The 18,111-nt window shown below is 67.0% G+C and carries 20 protein-coding genes; 8 read left to right on the forward strand and 12 right to left on the reverse strand.

Going from position 1 to position 18,111, the window contains the following annotated elements:
• Window positions 1-5 precede the first annotated feature (5 nt).
• The 8 genes from nusA to HF203_RS04910 form a co-directional block, all read right to left on the reverse strand.
• Window positions 6-1,502, reverse strand: coding sequence for a transcription termination factor NusA (gene nusA / locus HF203_RS04875; RefSeq protein ID WP_168667153.1), 1,497 nt, complete (start codon window positions 1,500-1,502; stop codon window positions 6-8).
• Window positions 1,503-1,591: 89 nt separating this feature from the next.
• On the reverse strand, window positions 1,592-2,047 hold the full coding sequence (gene rimP / locus HF203_RS04880) for a ribosome maturation factor RimP (protein ID WP_168667155.1): 456 nt from the start codon (window positions 2,045-2,047) through the stop codon (window positions 1,592-1,594).
• Between the two features lie 295 nt (window positions 2,048-2,342).
• Window positions 2,343-2,945, reverse strand: coding sequence for a hypothetical protein (locus tag HF203_RS04885; RefSeq protein ID WP_168667157.1), 603 nt, complete (start codon window positions 2,943-2,945; stop codon window positions 2,343-2,345).
• Window positions 2,946-3,104: 159 nt separating this feature from the next.
• Window positions 3,105-3,845, reverse strand: coding sequence for an S-methyl-5'-thioinosine phosphorylase (locus HF203_RS04890; protein WP_168667159.1), 741 nt, complete (start codon window positions 3,843-3,845; stop codon window positions 3,105-3,107).
• Between the two features lie 111 nt (window positions 3,846-3,956).
• The gene (locus HF203_RS04895) at window positions 3,957-4,406 is read right to left on the reverse strand and encodes a hemerythrin domain-containing protein (RefSeq protein ID WP_168667161.1); all 450 of its coding nucleotides are present in this window, start codon (window positions 4,404-4,406) and stop codon (window positions 3,957-3,959) included.
• A 152-nt stretch (window positions 4,407-4,558) separates the two neighbouring features.
• Window positions 4,559-5,110, reverse strand: coding sequence for a hypoxanthine-guanine phosphoribosyltransferase (locus HF203_RS04900; protein ID WP_168667163.1), 552 nt, complete (start codon window positions 5,108-5,110; stop codon window positions 4,559-4,561).
• Complete coding sequence (gene nagZ / locus HF203_RS04905) at window positions 5,107-6,186, reverse strand: beta-N-acetylhexosaminidase (RefSeq protein WP_168667165.1); 1,080 nt, start codon at window positions 6,184-6,186, stop codon at window positions 5,107-5,109. Before nagZ ends, HF203_RS04900 begins: the two co-directional genes overlap by 4 nt.
• 319 nt (window positions 6,187-6,505) lie before the next feature.
• Complete coding sequence (locus HF203_RS04910; RefSeq protein ID WP_168667167.1) at window positions 6,506-7,306, reverse strand: ABC transporter permease subunit; 801 nt, start codon at window positions 7,304-7,306, stop codon at window positions 6,506-6,508.
• Between the two features lie 190 nt (window positions 7,307-7,496).
• On the opposite strand from HF203_RS04910, the gene ftsH reads away from it, so the two are divergent.
• From ftsH to HF203_RS04925, 3 genes are all read left to right on the forward strand, one after another.
• Window positions 7,497-9,425, forward strand: a complete 1,929-nt coding sequence (gene ftsH, locus HF203_RS04915; protein ID WP_168667184.1) for an ATP-dependent zinc metalloprotease FtsH — start codon at window positions 7,497-7,499, stop codon at window positions 9,423-9,425.
• 129 nt (window positions 9,426-9,554) lie between these two features.
• Window positions 9,555-10,157, forward strand: coding sequence for a Maf family protein (locus HF203_RS04920; RefSeq protein ID WP_168667186.1), 603 nt, complete (start codon window positions 9,555-9,557; stop codon window positions 10,155-10,157).
• A 252-nt stretch (window positions 10,158-10,409) separates the two neighbouring features.
• A complete protein-coding gene (locus tag HF203_RS04925) occupies window positions 10,410-11,765 on the forward strand; it encodes a LysM peptidoglycan-binding domain-containing protein (protein ID WP_246221654.1) in 1,356 nt (451 codons plus the stop codon).
• A gap of 45 nt (window positions 11,766-11,810) precedes the next feature.
• Here the strand turns inward: HF203_RS04925 and HF203_RS04930 are convergent, their stop codons facing one another.
• Window positions 11,811-12,098: a BPTI/Kunitz domain-containing protein gene (locus HF203_RS04930; RefSeq protein ID WP_168667197.1), complete on the reverse strand. Its 288-nt coding sequence runs from the start codon at window positions 12,096-12,098 to the stop codon at window positions 11,811-11,813.
• A 92-nt stretch (window positions 12,099-12,190) separates the two neighbouring features.
• Window positions 12,191-12,610 (reverse strand): rubrerythrin family protein, encoded by a 420-nt coding sequence (locus HF203_RS04935; RefSeq protein WP_168667199.1) that lies wholly within the window; start codon window positions 12,608-12,610, stop codon window positions 12,191-12,193.
• Between the two features lie 349 nt (window positions 12,611-12,959).
• Here HF203_RS04935 and HF203_RS04940 point away from each other — a divergent pair, with 349 nt between their 5' ends.
• The gene (locus tag HF203_RS04940) at window positions 12,960-13,769 is read left to right on the forward strand and encodes a metallophosphoesterase (protein ID WP_168667200.1); all 810 of its coding nucleotides are present in this window, start codon (window positions 12,960-12,962) and stop codon (window positions 13,767-13,769) included.
• 1 nt (window position 13,770) lies between these two features.
• Here HF203_RS04940 and HF203_RS04945 read toward each other — a convergent pair whose 3' ends face one another.
• Window positions 13,771-14,055: an acylphosphatase gene (locus HF203_RS04945; RefSeq protein WP_168667202.1), complete on the reverse strand. Its 285-nt coding sequence runs from the start codon at window positions 14,053-14,055 to the stop codon at window positions 13,771-13,773.
• A gap of 170 nt (window positions 14,056-14,225) precedes the next feature.
• Between HF203_RS04945 and wrbA the strand changes: the two genes are divergently transcribed.
• Window positions 14,226-14,843 (forward strand): NAD(P)H:quinone oxidoreductase, encoded by a 618-nt coding sequence (gene wrbA / locus HF203_RS04950; RefSeq protein WP_168667204.1) that lies wholly within the window; start codon window positions 14,226-14,228, stop codon window positions 14,841-14,843.
• Window positions 14,840-15,544: a DnaA regulatory inactivator Hda gene (hda, locus tag HF203_RS04955; RefSeq protein ID WP_168667206.1), complete on the forward strand. Its 705-nt coding sequence runs from the start codon at window positions 14,840-14,842 to the stop codon at window positions 15,542-15,544. The genes wrbA and hda overlap by 4 nt, the downstream gene beginning before the upstream one ends.
• A gap of 7 nt (window positions 15,545-15,551) precedes the next feature.
• Here hda and HF203_RS04960 read toward each other — a convergent pair whose 3' ends face one another.
• A complete protein-coding gene (locus HF203_RS04960) occupies window positions 15,552-16,112 on the reverse strand; it encodes a CDP-alcohol phosphatidyltransferase family protein (RefSeq protein WP_168667208.1) in 561 nt (186 codons plus the stop codon).
• A 238-nt stretch (window positions 16,113-16,350) separates the two neighbouring features.
• On the opposite strand from HF203_RS04960, the gene purM reads away from it, so the two are divergent.
• Together purM and purN are read left to right on the forward strand one after the other, a co-directional pair.
• Window positions 16,351-17,424, forward strand: coding sequence for a phosphoribosylformylglycinamidine cyclo-ligase (gene purM / locus HF203_RS04965; protein ID WP_168667210.1), 1,074 nt, complete (start codon window positions 16,351-16,353; stop codon window positions 17,422-17,424).
• Window positions 17,417-18,082: a phosphoribosylglycinamide formyltransferase gene (purN, locus tag HF203_RS04970; RefSeq protein WP_168667211.1), complete on the forward strand. Its 666-nt coding sequence runs from the start codon at window positions 17,417-17,419 to the stop codon at window positions 18,080-18,082. Before purM ends, purN begins: the two co-directional genes overlap by 8 nt.
• Window positions 18,083-18,111: the final 29 nt, after the last annotated feature.

Genomic DNA, 18,111 nt, shown 5'->3' on the forward strand with positions numbered 1-18,111 from the left:
AACCTCTATTCCTCTGCGGCTTGCACAAACCAGGGTTCGCGTGCCTTCATGATCAAGCGCGCAGCCCGCTCTTCGTCCATGCCCTCGATTTCCATGAGTTCGTCGATCGACTGCTCGGCGAGATCCTCGCGTGAGGTCACCCCACGCTCGGCGAGTGCGTCGGCAAGCGCCTCGTCCACACCCTCCATCTCGAGCAGATCGTCCGCCGGGGCCCCTTCTTCTTCGGAGGCGATGGCGCGTGTCAGCAACAGGTCGTTGGCGCGCTCGCGCAGCAATTCGATCGTTGCCTCGTCGAAATCCTCGATGGCCTGCATCTCGGCAAGCGGCACATAAGCGACCTCTTCGACGCTGGAGAAACCTTCCTCCACCAGCACCGCGGCCAACTGCTCGTCGATGCGCAGCTGGTCCATGAAGGACTGCACCGAGCGGTTGGCTTCCTGCTCGCTCTTGGCTGCGGCATCCGCTTCGTTCATGACGTTGAGTTCCCAACCACTGAGCTGCGTGGCCAGTCGGACGTTCTGTCCGAACCGACCGATCGCCTGGGCCAGGTTCTCTTCCTTGACCGCGACATCCATGCTGCGTGCGTCCTCGTCGATGACGATCGAGACGACATCGGCCGGAGACATGGCATTGATGACGAACTGCGCGGGGTTCTCGTCCCAGAGGATGATATCGACGCGCTCCCCGTTGAGTTCATCGGAAACCGCCTGGACACGTGAACCACGCATCCCGACGCAGGCACCCACCGGATCGATCCGTGGATCGGCGGTGCGCACGGCGATCTTGGCGCGCGAGCCGGGATCACGCGCCGCCCCCATGATCTGGATCAGGCCCTCGCCGACCTCGGGGACCTCGAGCTTGAACAGCTCGATCAGTAGCTCGGGCGCGGTACGACTGACGAACAGCTGCGGGCCCTTGGGCTCGGAGCGTACGTCGTAGAGATAGCCGCGCAGCCGGTCGCCAGGGCGCACCGACTCACGCGGGATGACCTGGTCGCGCGGCACCAGCGCCTCGGCGTTGTTGCCGAGATCGAGCAGGATGGTGCCACGGTCGGCCTTCTTGACGATACCGGTGACCAACTGGCCCTTGCGATCGATGAAGGCGTCGACGACCTTGGCCCGCTCGGCCTCGCGCACCTTCTGCACGATGACCTGCTTGGCGGTCTGAGCGGCGATCCGCCCGAACAGCTCGGACTCGATCTCCTCCTCGATGAAATCACCGATCTCGAGTTCGGGCTCGAGCACGGCCGCGGCAGACGCGGTGATCTGGCGTGCCGGGGCCTCCAGCACGCCTTCTTCCGGATCGGGGACGATCTCCCAGCGGCGGAAGGTGCGATAGTCGCCGGTCTTGCGATCGATGGTGACACGCACATCGATCTCGCCGCCGTGCTTCTTGCGCGTCGCAGACGCCAACGCAGCCTCGATGGCCTCGAAGATGACACCTGCGGGGACGTCCTTTTCGTTGGAAACGGCCTCAACGACCAGTAGGATCTCTTTGCTCATTCAACCTATCCGAACTCAGAACTTGCACCCCATACCCGTCGGGCCGCGGCGCGTTGAGAGTACGCTCGGCGGCCACGACGGCGCCATGCTCACCAATCGACCACCAGGCGCGATGATTCGATCACACCAAAGGGGACCTGCCAGACCTCGCCCTCGACCTCGATCGAGACCTGTTCGTCGTCACAACCGACGAGCAGACCCTGAAGCCGGCGCCGTCCCCGGAGCTTCTCAGCCAGGCGTATCTTCACCCGCTCACCGACGAAACGCGCGTAATGTTCGGGGAACACCAACGGCCGTTCGACGCCGGGTGAGGAGATCTCGAGGTCGTACTGACCGGGCAAGGGATCCTCGACATCCAGCACACCGCTGAGCTGATGGCTCACGCTGGTGCAGTCATCGAGGGTGATCCCATCGGGATGATCGATATAGACCCGCAGGGTCGCGTTCGTTCCGTGCTGGAAGAACTCGACCCCGACGAGCTCGTAGCCCATGGGTTCGACGACGCGACGCGCCAAACGCGTCAATGTGCTGTCTGCCGGCTGCATAATCCGCCCTTCAGAAACAAAAATTGGGCCAGCGGCCCAACCTCTTGCGGTGACCCAAGCACCCCTCGCACGGGCTTGTCACCAATTCGCGAGCGATAAAAAAACCCCGAGACGGGGTTCGATGGGTGGCCAGTGCAATGGTTACCAGATCCGCCACTTCCTTAAGCGCTGAAAGTCTATAGTAACTTATTGAGTTAAGCAAGGTGCGCATCCCGCGTGAACGCGCCCGAGCCCTGCCGCGACGAGGCGCCATCCGGCCGACTATACGGCATCCTGGAAGGCGCCTCATCGAGAGCTAGCGACCCGGACCCAGAAAAGCCGGCGGCCCATCGACGAAGGGCGGCGGTGGCGGCGGGGCATGGAGCAACGGCGGATACGGCCAGACCACCGGATACGGCGCCCAGCGCTGCTCCATCCGCTCCCTGGCCAGACGACGCAGAGCGGCATGGTGTGCCGCCAGGCGCGCCTGGTAGGCCACCTGCGGGTCGCCTGGTGCAGTGACCACCTGAGGCGCGGGTGCGACCGGCGCGGCTGGCGCCAGCACCCCACCCGCCTCGTCACGCAGCGACCCCACCGCGCCCGACCCTGCCGCCGTGGGCGGAGACACCGTCTCTGGCGCGTCCGGCTCGGCAACAAGCGCCGGCAGGGCGATCACCTCGACATCGACGACAGCGACTTCGGCAGGCGCCGGGCTCGGCGCGGCGACCGATCCGAGCGTCGTCGACTCGGCCTGCGACATCGCCGACACCGACGCCTCCTCGGCACTGACGAGTTCGCGCCCCTCCCGCTCCAGCGAATCCCAATAGAGATAGGCGAAGACGAACACGCCGCCCCATAACAGGAACTTCGGCAACCAACTGATCACGGAACGGGTCTTGGGGGTTTCTGCAGCGGCCATCCGAGTACTCCATGGTGAGATGGTCGGGGCGACCCCGGGGGACGCCCCGGGGCGCGACATGCGCCACCGCCTCGGCGTGCAACGACGCCGGGAGGGGTCCGACAAACACACATCACCGTGCCGCGAGCGCCGAAACGACGACCTGGCCCGGGAACCGAATCAGCCGTGGCCGGCCAGCGCGGTGAGGATCTCGACAATGCGCCCCGAACAGACCTCGAGGTTGCGCTCGATCTCGGCCATGGTGATCTCGCCCTCCCCCTTGCCCGCGGCCCAGTTGACCACGAAGGCGAGGGTGGCGTAGCACAACCCGAGTTCACGCGCGAGCGCCGCCTCAGGCATGCCGGTCATACCGACCAGATCGCAACCGTCACGCTCGAGCCGCGCCACCTCGGCGGTGGTCTCAAGCCGCGGTCCCTGGGTAGCGGCATAGGTGCCACCGTCGACCACCGCGTGACCGAGTCGGGCACAGGCGCCGAGCAGCTCACCACGCAGCGACTGACAATAGGGCTCGGTCATGTCGACATGCTCGACGCCGTGCGCATCACCGGTGAAGAAGGTGTGCTCGCGACCATGGGTGTAGTCGATGATCTGATCCGGCACCCCCAGCACCGCCGGGCCATAACGCTCGGTGATCCCCCCGACGGCGGCCAGGGCGACCACCTGCTCGGCGCCGCACTCACGCAGCGCCCAGATATTGGCGCGATAGTTGACCCGATGCGGCGGCAGTCGGTGCCCGGCACCATGACGCGGCAGGAACAACACCTCGGTCTCACCGAGCCGCCCCCGGGTGACCGGGGCCGAGGTCTCACCATAGGGGGTTTCGATACACCGCGCCTCACGCGCCTGCAGCGCCGGCAGGTCCGAGAACCCGGAACCGCCAATGATAGCCAGAACAGTCATGCAGCCACCGCCACTTGTCAAAATGGCGGCAGTTTACCGGAGAGGCCACAGGAATCCAAAGATCGGGGTCGAGCCTCCCGCCGCGGGGCCGAAACGCCCCTGATCGCGCGCTCAGGGGACGATCGAGGTCTCGCGGAGGATCCCCGCCTCGATCAGCTTGGGCAGCAACACCTGCTCTTCTCGATCGATCCTGGATTCGACCATGTCAAGGATTTCATGGGATTGCGCGAGAAAAGTCTCGCAGAAATCGAAATCACAGTCCTTCAGCCAGCGCTTGTGATAGGCGCGGAAGGTCTGTCGCAACGGCCGCTCACCGCTAATGAAGCCCCAGGCGATCGACTTGGCACGGGGATCCTCGTGGATCAACAGCCCGGGATAGAGACTGCGGTCCTCCTGGGCGAGGTGTTCGCGAACCCGCCGCCCGAAGTCGCACAACAGCTGGTGAGCTGTTCTGGCATTGGGGCGAATCCGCAGTAGGTCGGGGGCGAGCAGCGCGCGCAGGTCATCGATCATCTGGCGCAGTTCCGCGTGTGAGTCGCGGTAGGTGTCGAGCGTGTGCATGTCATCCTCGGGGTTGAGCGATCGATGGGACGCGACCCATCAAGCAGTATCGTCGCGCCCCGCGAGGATGTATACCAGGATGGCGGGAATAGTCAAAAAGCGCTTAATTATATTGTGTTTTTCGACCACCCCTACTGACCGGGCACGCCCCCTCAGACATCCTCGTCGGCGACTGCGTAGATGCCGCGGGCGTTGCGGAAATAGTTCTTGTAGTCGAGCCCGTAACCATAGAGATAGCGATCAGCCACCTCGACACCGATGATGTCGGCCTCGCACTGGTGCGGGCGCTGCTTGGCAACCAACACCGCGCTCTGCACGCTTGCCGCACCATCCTCGTGACAGGCGCGCTGCACCTGATCGAGGGTGATGCCCTCGTCGAGGATGTCATCGACCACCAACACGTGTTCGCCACGGATCGCGTCCGACGGGCGATGCCGCCACGCCAGCTCACCGCCGCTGGTCGCACCTTGGTAGCGACTGGCGTGGATGTAGTTGACCCGCAGCGGGAAGTCGAGCCGGGGCAGCAACAACCCGGCGGTGATCACCGCGCCGGTCATCACACAGAGGATCAACGGGTCCTTGTCGCCGAGACGCTCGGTGATGGTCGCCGCCATGCGATCGAGCGCCGCCTCCATGTCCTCGTGCGACACCAGGCACTCGGCGCGCGCGGCGACACCCTCATACTGACTACGATCGAGCTTCATCCTACATTGGTCTCCGAATCTGTGGGGTCATCGAGCCCGAGTTCGAGACTGTCGTGGGTCTCGAGCCGGGCGGCGTGGTCGACCGCGCGCTGCCACTCGGGGCACTCGCGCAGGTGTAATCGGTCTCGCCCACCACGACCGTGCATCCGCAACAGACGCAGCGCCGCGGCGGGATCGGTGGCATCGGCAAAGCCCTCGACGAGGGCGAGCGCGGCGGGACGATTGTTGCAGATCAGCAGCACGTCGCAACCCGCCCGGTGGGCGGCACGGGCGCGTTGAAGGTGATCGCCCCCAACCGCAGCCGCCCCCATGTTGAGGTCATCGCTGAAGATCACCCCTTGGAAGCCGAGCCGTTGACGCAGGATCTCACCGAGCCAACGCGACGAGAATCCGGCCGGCTCTGGCGCCACCTGCGGATAGACGACGTGCGCGGGCATCAGCCCCTCGAGACCGCGTGCAATCAGCCGCTCGAAGGGCACCAGGTCCTCCATCGCCAGCTCACCGTAACGGCGTGGATCACACGGCAGGGCCTGATGCGAATCCACCGCCACCCCGCCATGACCGGGGAAGTGCTTGCCCACGGCGGCCATGCCCGCGCGGCGCATCCCCTCGGCCCAGGCCAGCGCCAGCTCGGCGACCTGCTCGGGCGCGGCACCGAAGGCGCGATCCCCCACCACCGCGCAGAGCCCCCGGTCGAGGTCGAGCACCGGGGCAAAGCTGAAATCGACGCCGACGGCACGCAACTCGGCGGCCATCAGCCAGCCGAGCCGGTCGCAGAGTTCACGGGCACGAGCGGGATCGCGGCCATAGAGCGCGGCAAACCGCCCCATCGCCGGCAACCGGGTGAAGCCCTCGCGAAAGCGCTGCACGCGCCCCCCTTCCTGATCGACACCGATCAGGAGCGGCGGCGTGCGCAGGGCGTGGATCTCGGCGGTGAGCGCGGCAAGCTGCGCGGGGTCGGCGTAGTTGCGGGCAAACAAGATCACCCCACCGACGGCCGGGTGACGCAGCAGCTCGCGGTCCTCGGCGGTGAGTGTGATGCCCGCGATGTCGAGCATGATCGGGCCTAGCGACATGGGGCGGTCATCCTGCTGCGGCTGCGGTCGGGGTCCGGCGCTGACCGGACCGCTCTGAATGGCCGTCTTTTTAACACAGCGCCGGTGGGGGGGCCACCAGCCACCAGCCACCAGCCACCAGCCACCAGCCACCAGCCACCAGCCACCAGCCACCAGCAGATTTTGAACCGCAAAGACACAAAGCGCGCAAAGGGGGGTGAATATGAAGGCTCCAGCGCCGATACGGCACCTCACTGGAGGCTGATCGCTGGCCACTGGAGGCCAAGTCTACTTCTTCCTTCGCGCTCTTCGCAGCTTTGCGGTTCAAGCGGTTCAATCGTTACATGACGCCCTGACTGCGCGCCCGCACATCGAGCCGATCGCGCAGCCAGTCACCAAGTAGGTTGACGGCGAGGGTCACGGCGAACAGCGCCACGCCGGGGGCGATCACCAGGTGCGGAGCGACCAGTAGATAGGACACGCCATCGCGCAGCATGCTGCCCCAGGAGGCATCGGGCGGTTGGATGCCGAGCCCGAGGAAGGAGAGCCCGGCCTCGGCGACGATCGCCGCAGCGATGCCGAAGGTGGCCTCGACCAGCAGCGGCGCGAGCGCCAACGGTAGCAGATGACGCCAGAGGATGCGCCAGGTGCCGCAGCCCAGGGCGCGCGCGGCGAGGACGTGCTCGCGCTCGGCCAGGGTCAGCGCCTGGGCGCGCGCCAGCCGCGCATAGCCGACCCAACCGACCATGCCTAGCGCGATCACCAAGTTGTCGACCCCGGGACCGAGCAGCCCGGCCAGGGCGATCGCCAGTAGGATCCCCGGAAAGGCGAGGAACAGGTCGATCATCCTGACCACCAGCCGGTCCACCCAGCCGCCGAGCAGCCCGGCGGCAAGGCCGAGCAGGGTCCCCAGAGCGGCGGCGAAGGCCACCACCCCAAACCCGACCAGCAGCGAGACCCGGGCGCCGATCAATAACCGCTCATGGACCGGGCGACCCAGTGCATCGGTGCCGAGCGGCGCACCCGGCATCGGTCCGGCGAGCAGCGTCTTGAGCTCAACCCGGTTCGGCGCCTCGACCAACCAGGGCGCGCACAGCGCCGCGCCGATCCAGATCAGCAACACCACGACCGCCAGTCGCACCCCACCGCCCTCCTGCCTGATCCATCATCCCCACCCGGGAACCTGAGCGCCTATGGTAGGCTCTCAGCACGGTACGGGCCGAGCGCCCGGGTCGCGTTTGGATTTCCGCTCCATGCCCCGATCTAACCGGACAACCGCCGGTGTTGGGCACCGCGCACGCTGTATTTGGTCAACGAGGACGAAGGCTCGCATGAATCCAAGAAACTTCCACATCCTGCTCTGGATCGCGGTCACCCTGTGGCTGGTGATGATGCTCAACGGCATGACCTCGCCAGAGGGTATCGAGACCCGCAACCTGAGCTACAGCGAGTTCCTGAGCGAACTGCACGAGGGCGCGGTGCGCGAGGTCACCATCCAGGACCAGACCATCCAGGGTACGCGGACCGATGGCTCGCGCTTCGAGACCTATGACCCCAACGACCCCGGCCTGATCGGCGATCTGCTCAATCAGGGCGTGGCGATTCGTGCCGAGCCGCCCGAGGAGCCGAGCGTATTGATGCAGGTGATCATCGGCTGGCTGCCCTTCATCCTGCTGATCGGCATCTGGTTCTGGTTCATGCGTCGCAACAGCGGCGGTGGCGCCGGCGGTGGCATCTTCAATTTCGGCAAGAGCCGCGCGCGCCAGCACGCCGAGGGTGAGGTCAAGGTGACGCTGCGTGACGTCGCCGGGGTCGAGGAGGCCAAGGAAGAGGTCGGCGAGCTGGTCGATTTCCTCAAGAGCCCGCAGAAATTCTCCAACCTCGGCGGCCGCATCCCCCGCGGCGTGCTCATGGTCGGCCCCCCCGGCACCGGCAAGACGCTGCTCGCACGCGCCATCGCCGGCGAGGCGCGGGTACCCTTCTTCAGCATCTCCGGCTCGGACTTCGTCGAGATGTTCGTCGGTGTCGGCGCCTCGCGGGTACGTGACCTCTTCGAGCAAGCCAAGAAGAGTGCGCCCTGCATCATCTTCATCGACGAGATCGATGCCGTCGGACGTAAGCGCGGCGCCGGGCTCGGCGGTGGCCACGACGAGCGTGAGCAGACCCTCAACCAGCTGCTCGTCGAGATGGACGGTTTCGCCGGCACCGAGGGCATCATCGTCATCGCCGCAACCAACCGCGCCGACGTCCTCGATCCAGCGCTGTTGCGCCCGGGGCGCTTCGACCGCCAGGTGGTGGTCGGTCTGCCCGATCTCTCCGGGCGTGCCGCCATTCTCGAGGTCCACCTGCGCAAGGTCCCGGTGGCCGACGACATCGACGCGCGCACCATCGCCCGCGGCACGCCCGGTTTCTCCGGTGCCGATCTCGCCAACCTGGTCAACGAGGCGGCACTGTTCGCCGCGCGCCGCAACAAGGCGCGTGTCGACATGGAGGACATGGAACAGGCCAAGGACAAGATCATGATGGGCGCCGAGCGCCGCTCGATGGTGATGTCCGAGTCGGAGAAGAAGCTCACCGCCTACCACGAGGCCGGACACGCCATCGTCGGGCGGCTGGTGCCCGAGCACGACCCCGTCCATAAGGTCAGCATCATCCCGCGCGGACGCGCCCTCGGTGTCACCCTGTTCCTCCCCGAGCGCGACCGCTACAGCATGAGCAAGCGCCAGCTCGAGAGCCAGATCTCGAGCCTGTTCGGCGGGCGCATCGCCGAGGAGATGATCTTCGGACCCGAGCATGTCACCACCGGCGCCTCCAACGACATCGAGCGCGCCACCGACATCGCCCGCAACATGGTCACCCGCTTCGGCCTCTCCGATGTCATGGGCCCCCTGGCCTACGCCGAGGACGAGAGCGAGGTCTTCCTGGGGCGCTCGGTCACCCAGCAACGCCACGTCTCCCCGGAGACGGCCCAGGCGATCGACCAGTCGGTACGTCAGATCATCGATCGCAACTACCAGCGCTCGCGCCAGCTCCTCGAGGACAACCTCGACAAGCTCCACGCCATGGCCGAAGCACTGCTGAAGTTCGAGACCATCGACAAGGCGCAGATCGACGACATCATGTCGGGTCGCACCATGCGCGAACCCGATGACGACACCGGCAACACCCCGACCTCGCAGGGTGACGGCCCGACCCCGGCCCCCTCAGGCCAGGGCAGCCCCCGCCCACCGATCGTCGGCGGCCCGGTCGGCGAGGTCTGAGCGACCGCACCCGACCGTCACAGCGGCGGCGCTCGCCGCCGCTGCTCGAGCGGGCAGCGCGCCCCATCGCGGTGCCCGCGTCCTGGTGATAGCATCGCGCTCCCGCAACCCTCTCCTGCAGGAGCCCCGATGTCCCCAACCAAACTGGTCCTCGCCTCCACCTCACCGTTTCGGCGCGCCCTGCTCGAACGCCTGGGGCTGGCATTTACCACCGCCGACCCCGCGATCGACGAGACCCCACGCCCCGACGAACCGGCACAAGCCCTGGTATTACGCCTGGCCGAGGCCAAGGCCCGCGCCGTCGCCCAGCACCAACCTGAGGCCCTGATCATCGGCTCCGACCAGGTCGCGAGCATCGACGGCCAGATCCTCGGCAAACCCGGCGGACACGAGGCCGCGGTCGCGCAGCTCAGTCTCTGTGCCGGACGCACCGTCACCTTCCAGACCGGGCTCTGCCTGCTCGATGCCGCCAGCGGGCGCGCCCAGACCCTGGTCGAACCCTTCCGGGTCCAGATGCGCGCACTCAGCCACGCGCAGATCGCCGGCTATGTCGCCCGTGAGCGCCCCTTCTTCAGTGCCGGCAGCTTCAAGTCGGAGGGGCTCGGCATCGCCCTGTTCGAGCGACTCGAGGGCGAGGACCCCAACGCGCTGATCGGGCTGCCGCTGATCCGACTAGTGACCCTGCTGCGGAGCCACGGCATCGACCCGCTGACCCAGGGCTCATCGGCCTGACCGACGCCCGCCCCGAGACCAGCTGCACATCCGACACCTTCGAAATTAAGGGGTTTTGCCGATTGCGTGGCGCCGCGCTCACGGGCGAGACTTGATCGGGCAGGGTGCGCGGATCAGACGACCGGGCGCGACCCGATCCTACCGACGACGGACCCGTTCGCAGGAACCCGAAGACCACAGGAGCCGCCGACCATGCGACCTGACCCCGTTTGCCGCTGCCGCCCACGCTGGATGCTGGGCGCGCTGTCTCTCATGCTGCTCGTACTCTCGGGCTGTGCCAGCACCGGCATGCACGGCCACTATGGCTCGGAGCGCTTCCCGGTACCCGACGAGATCGCCGATAACGTCGATTTCTGGCGCCACGTCTACGGCGTCTGGCGCCGTGACCAGATCGCCTTCCACGACGATCGCCATCTCGGGGTGATCTACGAGGTCGCCACCCTCCCCGGCGCCAGCCAAGAGTCCTATACCCCTGAGCAACGCGCCTGGATCGCCGCGCGCAAGCGCCACCACGCCAAGCGCGTGCGCGCGCTCGAGACCGCCTTGCGTGAACAGCGCCCCCTCGAGCGCGCCGATCGCCAATTGCTGGCCCGGTTCGAGCAGGCCGGTGGTCGCGAGGCGGTGTTCGGCGCCGATGACCGGGTCCGTTCCCAACGCGGACTGCGCGAGCGCTTCAAGCGCGGGGTCGAGATCAGCGGTCGCTACGACGGCATCTTCCGCGAGATCATGCGCGCCCACGGCGTACCCGAGGACCTGGCCTATCTGCCACACGTCGAGTCCTCCTTCCAGACCCACGCCCGTTCAAGTGTTGGTGCCGGCGGGGTGTGGCAGTTCATGCCCGCGACCGGACGACTGTTCATGACCGTCGATGGCGACGTCGACGAACGCTTCGACCCCATCCTTGCCGCCGACGGTGCCGCCCGCTATCTCGCCCAGGCCCATCGCAAACTCGGCAGTTGGCCGCTGGCGATCACCTCCTACAACCATGGCCAGGGCGGTATGGCACGCGCCAAGGCACAATACGGCGACGACATCGGTCGTATCGTCGAGGACTACGACGGACGTTACTTCGGCTTCGCCTCGCGCAACTTCTACGCCGAGTTCGTCGCCGCCCGCGAGGTCGCCGCCCATGCTCGACGCTACTTCCCCGAGGGGCTGACCTATGAACGCCCCTGGCGCCACGATCGTCTGGTGCTGCGCCACAGCCTGCCGGTACATCGTTTGGCCAGCCACTACGCGCTCTCCCCCCATCAGCTCAGCGCGCTCAACCTGCACTGGCGCACCCACCTCTCCGAGGGCCGCCGACCGATACCGGCCGGCACCACGGTCTGGCTCCCCGAGGGCAGTCTGCAGCGTATCGCCAGCCACCCACCGGCGGTCCCGGTGGTGGTCGAGCGCAAACCCGCGCCGCGCCCCCAGATCGCCAGCACACCGAGGCGGGGCCAGGCCGCGGCGAGTCGCTATCACATCGTCCAACCCAACGAGACCCTGTATCGGGTTGCACTCGAGAACGGCCTGACCGTGCCCCAGCTGCGCGCGCTCAACCAGCTCACCCCTGGCGACAACGCCATCCACCCGGGGCAGCGGTTGCGTATCGGTGGGATCTAGCGCGGTATCACCACGGCGTCCCTGGAGACACCGTGCATGCCCGGCTCAGCGCTCGGGCTCGCAGAAGGAGCGACACTCGGCCAGGGTCTCGAACGGGACCCGCCCCTTGCAACCGCCATAGCGGAAGGGCTTGCAGCGATTGTCACGATAGTCGTAGAAGAAGCGCGTCTGGGCCGCGCGACAGGGACCGGGATCGGGCTTTGCAAGACAACCGACGGGCAGCTCCTTGCTGGTATCGATACGCGGCTGGGCGGCGCAACCGGCCATGCAGACGGATGCCAGCAGCAAGGTCGGCAAGACCCCAGCACGCCCGGGGAGAGGATTTGGGTGCATGATTGAGACTCCTTCATGCATCGCTCGATCGCCAGCGATGCCGAAGGGATTGTAACCACAGACACCGGCGACTGCCGACCGGCCGCCGTCACTCAGGGGTCGAGATGAGCGAGCGCCGCGCGGAAACGGTTGATGTGGCTCTGCTCGGCACGGGCCAGGGCCTCGAACCAATCGGCGATCTCCTCGAAGCCCTCGGCGCGGGCCTGATGCGCCATGCGTGGATACATCTCCACCGACTCGACCAGCTCACTGGCAATGGCCGCGCGCAGGTTATCGGCACTCGTCCCGATCGGTAGCCCGCTGACCGGATCGCCGACCTCTTCGAGATACTCGAGGTGACCGAGGGCGTGTCCGGTCTCACCCTCGGCGGCGGAACGAAACAGCATGGCGATCTCGCCATAGCCCTCGACGTCGGCCTTGGCGGCGAAGTACAGATACCGACGATTGGCCTGGGACTCGGCGATGAAGGCCCGGATCAGGCTCTGTTCGGTCTGGCTACCCTTGAGTCGCATCTCGCCTCCGGCGGCAAAGCCCTGTGCTGCGTCATTGAGCCAAGCATGGGGGCGCACGGGGAGGCGAAAAAATCGCTGGTTCCAATGACGTCGATCGTCTGCAGACGATCGACGACCCGCCCTGGGCGCCGCCTCACAGCCCCTCATCACCATGCTTGCGAGCCACCGAGGACGCTGCTAAGACTGAACACAGGGGGACGCCCCAAACCGAACCACATGGGCACGTCCCCATGCACGCCGCCGGGAATCCGCGCATTGCCTGCCCCCTCCCGGGCGACAGAGCCCCCGCACCACCGCCAACGCCCGCAACCGAGGGGCTGGCGACGTGCCCCGCACCGGACACCATCTCATGCACCCATCCAGTCAGGTCCCAGGGCAACCACTTCGGCTCCTGCACCTCTCCGACCCACACCTCTATGCCGCGGCCGACGGCAGACTGCTCGGCATGCACACCCAGGCGAGCTTCGCGGCCGTCCTCGAGCACGCACTCGCAGCGGCACCAGCCCACGCCCTGCTGATCACCGGCGACCTGACCCACGACGAGACCGCCGGCGGCTACCGCCTGTTACGCACCTATCTCGAGCGTATCCAGTTACCCTGCTACTGTATCGCCGGCAATCATGACCATTGGCCACTGGCGCGCACCATCCTCGGCCACTTCGCCCCCCCCTCTGGCAGCATCGCGGCACTCGGCCCATGGCGGCTAGTCCTGCTCGACTCCAGCCTCCCCGGAGAGGTCCGGGGACGGATCAGCGCCGCACAACTCGACTCACTGGCGCACTGGCTGGAGACGGCGCGCGCACCGACCCTGATCTGTCTGCACCATCACCCGATTGCCGTCGGCAGCGCCTGGATCGACGCCCTCGGTGCCGACAACGGCGACGCACTCGTCGAGCTCTGCGTCACCTACCCCCAGGTCCGAGGAATCCTCTTCGGCCATGTCCACCAGGCCATCGACCAGCGTCTCGGCACGCTCGAACTGCTCGCCGCACCGGCCACCAGCGTGCAGTTCCTGCCCCAGAGTCCGGGGTTCGCGGTCGACACCCTACCGCCCGGCTATCGTGAACTGCGGCTCTACCCCGACGGACGAATCGCCACCCAGGTGGTGCGGCTCGGTGATTACCCCGAAGGCCCCGATCCCGACGCCAACGGGTACTGAGTCAACCGGTCACGAACCCGACCGGGCGAGGCCCAGCAAAGGGCGTACACATCACCTCGACGACCTGCGCCGCCGGCGGCCCCTGATGCAACCAGACGTGCAGTTCGGTCACCGCCGCCTCGGTCCCGCAGAGCACCACCTCGACCCGGCCATCGGCGAGATTGCGGGCATGACCGCTCACCCCCAGGCGCTGCGCCTGTTGGCGGGTCGCACCACGAAACCACACCCCTTGAACCCGCCCGGCGACCAGACAGCGCCAGCACACTCGATCATCGTCATGGGTCATTCATGCCTCCCGCTTCGGCAACATCGTCATGGTGGTGGGCCCGACGGCGCGATCCGTCCGCCGCAGCTTGCGATTACCCGCACACGGCGCCATGCTCGGGCTGGTGCGGCCAGCGTGCTGGCACTGGCACTGACCGATACCGGCCGGACCACGACACGGAGCGCGAACAGATGTCCTTTATCCTGGTGTTGTACTACAGCCGTCACGGCGCCACCGCAGAGATGGCGAGACAGGTGGCGCGCGGTGTCGAACAGGCGGGGTTGGAGGCACGGTTACGGACCGTGCCCGGGGTCTCGACCGTCTGCGAGACCAGCGCCCCCCCGATCCCCGAGGCCGGCCCCCCCTATGTCACCGACGACGACCTGCGCGACTGCGCCGGGCTCGCGCTTGGCTCTCCGACCCGCTTCGGTAACATGGCCGCGGCGCTCAAGTACTTCCTCGACGGCACCAGTGGGCTGTGGCTGTCGGGAGCACTGGCCGGCAAGCCGGCCGGGGTCTTCACCTCCACCTCCAGCCTGCACGGCGGTCAGGAGAGCACCCTACTGAGCATGATGCTGCCGCTGTTACATCACGGCATGCTCGTGCTCGGGCTGCCCTACAGCGCCACCGATCTGATCCACACCCGCAGCGGCGGTACCCCCTACGGCCCCTCGCACCTGGCCGGACCGGACAGCAACCTGGCGGTGACCGAGGAGGAACAACGGCTGTGCCAGGTACTCGGTCAACGCCTGGCCACGACCGCCCGCGCGCTCGACTCGACGCACCCGCCCCAACCCTCGTTGCCTTGACCCGACCAACCCCTCAGCTGCACCTGGCCATCGAACTCGAGCGCGAGCCGACGCTGGCCGAATACCTCCCCGGCCCCAACGCCGAGGCGGTGGCCGCCATCACCAGACTGGCACGCGGTGATGGCGAGCCCTTCGTGTTCCTCTGTGGCGCCCCCGGCACCGGCAAGACCCACCTGCTCCAGGCGGCCTGCCTCGAGGCCAACGCGCGCCGAGCCCTGGCACACTACCTACCGCTCAGCACACCGGGGCTGGCACCATCGTTACTGGATGACCTCGAGCGGCTCGACCTGATCGCGATCGATGACATCGACGCAGTCGCTGCCGACCGCGACTGGGAGAGCGCCCTGTTCGGGCTTTTCAACCGGCTGCGCGAGCGTGGTCGACGGCTGCTTGCCGCCGCGCGCCAGCCACCCGAACGGCTGGCGCTGGGGCTGGCCGACCTGCGCTCACGATTGCAATGGGGACCTTGCTATCGCCTGCTGGGGTTGAGCGATCGTGACTGCGAGCGACTGCTCGCCACCTCGGCGACACATCGTGGGCTGGTGCTCGGCCCGGCACTGGTGCGCTACATCATGCACTACCACGCCCGCGACCCGGGCTCACTGCTAGAGCTGATCGGACGCATCGACGCGGCGAGCCTGCGCGAGCAGCGCCAACCGACCATCCCGATGCTACGCCGACTGCTGCGCGAGCACGCCTGAGACGTGCTCAACCACGTCCGGCACCACCACGCAGGGCCGCCTTGCGCCCCCAGACCCAGACGTACTGGGTACCACTGACCACCACCGTGGCCAAACAGCCCCAGACCAACGACAGAATCACCACCTCGGGGAGCGGATAGGGGCCGGCATCCATGATCACCGCCACCACCAGCAAGATCTGCAGCAGGGTGTTGAGCTTACTCGCTGGCAGTGGCGCGGCCTCCAACGCCTCGATGCGGTAGTTGTAGAGCACCGCGCCGACCACGATCACCAGATCGCGAGACACCACGGCTACCACCAACCACACCGGGATGATGCCGAGCGAACCAAGCACCAGGAAACTGCACACCAACAGCGCCTTGTCGGCAAGCGGGTCGAGGATACCGCCGAGCCGGGTCTGCCAGCCATAATGTTTGGCCAGAAAGCCATCGAGCCCGTCGGAGACGCCGGCGAAGGCAAACAGGACCAATGCCCAACCGAACTCGCCGACGAGCAACAGATAGACGACCGGGGCAACCGCCACCAGCCGTATCACACTGATGATATTGGGAAGATCTCTGAGCCTCACCTGTCTATCCTGACCCTGGGCGCCCTGCTTCAAAGCACGTCAATCTTGCGCTAGACACCTGAAAAACAGAAACTTTCTCGACCATCGCCAACATCGTCGATGCCGAGCCATGCCCGAACCTGGGACCATTCCCCCATCCAGGCGCGCTGCATCCTACCCGAGCCCCGAGCACTCTCCAAGTTATAACGGGCGCTGACGGTATACAATCGCGCCCTGGCACACTCAACGGAGCCCAAGCGTGACGCAGGATTCCACTCAAACCCCCTCCCCCTCGCTCAACTATCGCGACGCGGGTGTCGACATCGACGCCGGCGCCGAACTCGTCGAGCGCATCAAGCCGCTCGCCGCACGCACCAGTCGCCCTGGCGTGGTCACCGGGCTCGGCGGCTTCGGTGCACTCTTCGAACTGCCGCTCGACCAGTACCGCGCGCCGGTCCTAGTCTCCGGCACCGATGGTGTCGGCACCAAGCTGCGCCTGGCCATCGAACTCGATCGTCACGACGGCATCGGTATCGACCTGGTGGCGATGTGCGCCAACGACATCCTGGTCAGCGGCGCCGAGCCGCTGTTCTTCCTCGACTACTACGCCACCGCCAAGCTCGACGTCGAGGTTGCCAGCACCGTGGTCGGCGGCATCGCCCGCGGCTGCGAGCTGGCCGGTTGCGCCCTCACCGGCGGCGAGACGGCGGAGATGCCCGGCATGTACGGCGCCGGTGACTACGACCTCGCCGGTTTCTGTGTCGGCATCGCCGAGAAGTCCGAGTTGATCCTGCCCGAGCGGGTGCGCCCCGGCGACGTGCTCATCGGCCTCGCCTCCTCCGGCCCGCACTCCAACGGCTACTCGCTGATCCGCAAGGTCATCGAGGTCAGCGGCGTCGATCTCCAGGCACCGTTCGACCAGGCCTCGCTTGCCGAGCGCCTGATGGCTCCGACACGGATCTATGTCCCCGCGATCCTGCCGCTGATCCGCACCCTACGGGTGCACGCGCTCTCGCACATCACCGGCGGCGGTCTCACCGAGAACCTGCCACGGGTCCTGCCCGAGGACACCCGCGCGGTGATCGACCTCGACGCCTGGCAGCGTCCGGCGGTGTTCGACTGGCTGCAGCAGGCCGGCGGGATCAGCGAGCAGGAGATGCTGCGCACCTTCAACTGCGGCATCGGCATGATCGTCTGCGTCGCCGCCGAGGACCACGACGAGGCCATGGCGCTGCTCGCCAACGCCGGCGAACAGGCTTGGACCATCGGTCGCATCGAGCAGGCCGAGGGCGCGCCCGAGGTGCACTACGAGGGCACGCGGACCGATGGGTGAGGCGCAGCAAGCACTCCCGGTGGTGGTGCTGATCTCAGGCGGCGGCAGTAATCTGCAGGCGCTGATCGACGGCCAGGGGCGCGGTGAGCTGCCGATCCGTATCGTCGCGGTGATCAGCAACCGCGCCGAGGCCGGCGGGCTCGAACGCGCTCGGCGTCACGGCATCGCCACCGCGGTGCTCGATCATCGCGACTATGCCGAGCGAGCCGACTACGATGCGGCGCTCACCGGATTGATCGCGGACTACGACCCCGGACTGGTGGTGCTCGCCGGCTTCATGCGCATCCTCACCCCGGCGTTCGTCGCCGCACACCGCGGGCGGCTGCTCAACATCCACCCCTCGCTGCTACCGAAGTACCGGGGACTGAACACCCACCAGCGCGCGCTCGACGCCGGTGATCGTGAGCACGGCGCCAGCGTGCACTTCGTCACCGCCGAACTCGACGGCGGTCCGGTGGTACTGCAGGCGCGCGTCCCGATCCATCCCGACGACGACGCCGAGCGCCTGGCGGCACGGGTGCTGACCCAGGAGCACATCATCTACCCGACGGTGGTGCGTTGGTTCGCGCAGCGCCGACTCAGGCTCGATGACGAGGATCGCGCCTGGCTCGACGATGAACCCCTGAGCGGTCCACGCATCCTCGAGGCCGAGGGCTGAGACCGCCACTCGTGGCTGCCCCCGACGCC

Origin of the sequence: Marichromatium bheemlicum (assembly GCF_012276755.1) — a bacterium.
GTDB classification, from domain to species: Bacteria; Pseudomonadota; Gammaproteobacteria; order Chromatiales; family Chromatiaceae; genus Marichromatium; species Marichromatium bheemlicum.

Coding starts and splice junctions, on each gene's coding strand:
- nagZ (WP_168667165.1), bottom strand. CDS start 6,186: ATGTCGCTAGGCCCGATCATGCTCGACATCGCGGGCATCACACTCACC.
- ftsH (WP_168667184.1), top strand. CDS start 7,497: ATGAATCCAAGAAACTTCCACATCCTGCTCTGGATCGCGGTCACCCTG.
- HF203_RS04940 (WP_168667200.1), top strand. CDS start 12,960: ATGCACCCATCCAGTCAGGTCCCAGGGCAACCACTTCGGCTCCTGCAC.
- HF203_RS04920 (WP_168667186.1), top strand. CDS start 9,555: ATGTCCCCAACCAAACTGGTCCTCGCCTCCACCTCACCGTTTCGGCGC.
- nusA (WP_168667153.1), bottom strand. CDS start 1,502: ATGAGCAAAGAGATCCTACTGGTCGTTGAGGCCGTTTCCAACGAAAAG.
- wrbA (WP_168667204.1), top strand. CDS start 14,226: ATGTCCTTTATCCTGGTGTTGTACTACAGCCGTCACGGCGCCACCGCA.
- purN (WP_168667211.1), top strand. CDS start 17,417: ATGGGTGAGGCGCAGCAAGCACTCCCGGTGGTGGTGCTGATCTCAGGC.
- HF203_RS04890 (WP_168667159.1), bottom strand. CDS start 3,845: ATGACTGTTCTGGCTATCATTGGCGGTTCCGGGTTCTCGGACCTGCCG.
- HF203_RS04900 (WP_168667163.1), bottom strand. CDS start 5,110: ATGAAGCTCGATCGTAGTCAGTATGAGGGTGTCGCCGCGCGCGCCGAG.
- rimP (WP_168667155.1), bottom strand. CDS start 2,047: ATGCAGCCGGCAGACAGCACATTGACGCGTTTGGCGCGTCGCGTCGTC.
- HF203_RS04925 (WP_246221654.1), top strand. CDS start 10,410: ATGCTGCTCGTACTCTCGGGCTGTGCCAGCACCGGCATGCACGGCCAC.
- HF203_RS04885 (WP_168667157.1), bottom strand. CDS start 2,945: ATGGCCGCTGCAGAAACCCCCAAGACCCGTTCCGTGATCAGTTGGTTG.
- HF203_RS04935 (WP_168667199.1), bottom strand. CDS start 12,610: ATGCGACTCAAGGGTAGCCAGACCGAACAGAGCCTGATCCGGGCCTTC.
- HF203_RS04895 (WP_168667161.1), bottom strand. CDS start 4,406: ATGCACACGCTCGACACCTACCGCGACTCACACGCGGAACTGCGCCAG.
- HF203_RS04945 (WP_168667202.1), bottom strand. CDS start 14,055: ATGACCCATGACGATGATCGAGTGTGCTGGCGCTGTCTGGTCGCCGGG.
- HF203_RS04930 (WP_168667197.1), bottom strand. CDS start 12,098: ATGCACCCAAATCCTCTCCCCGGGCGTGCTGGGGTCTTGCCGACCTTG.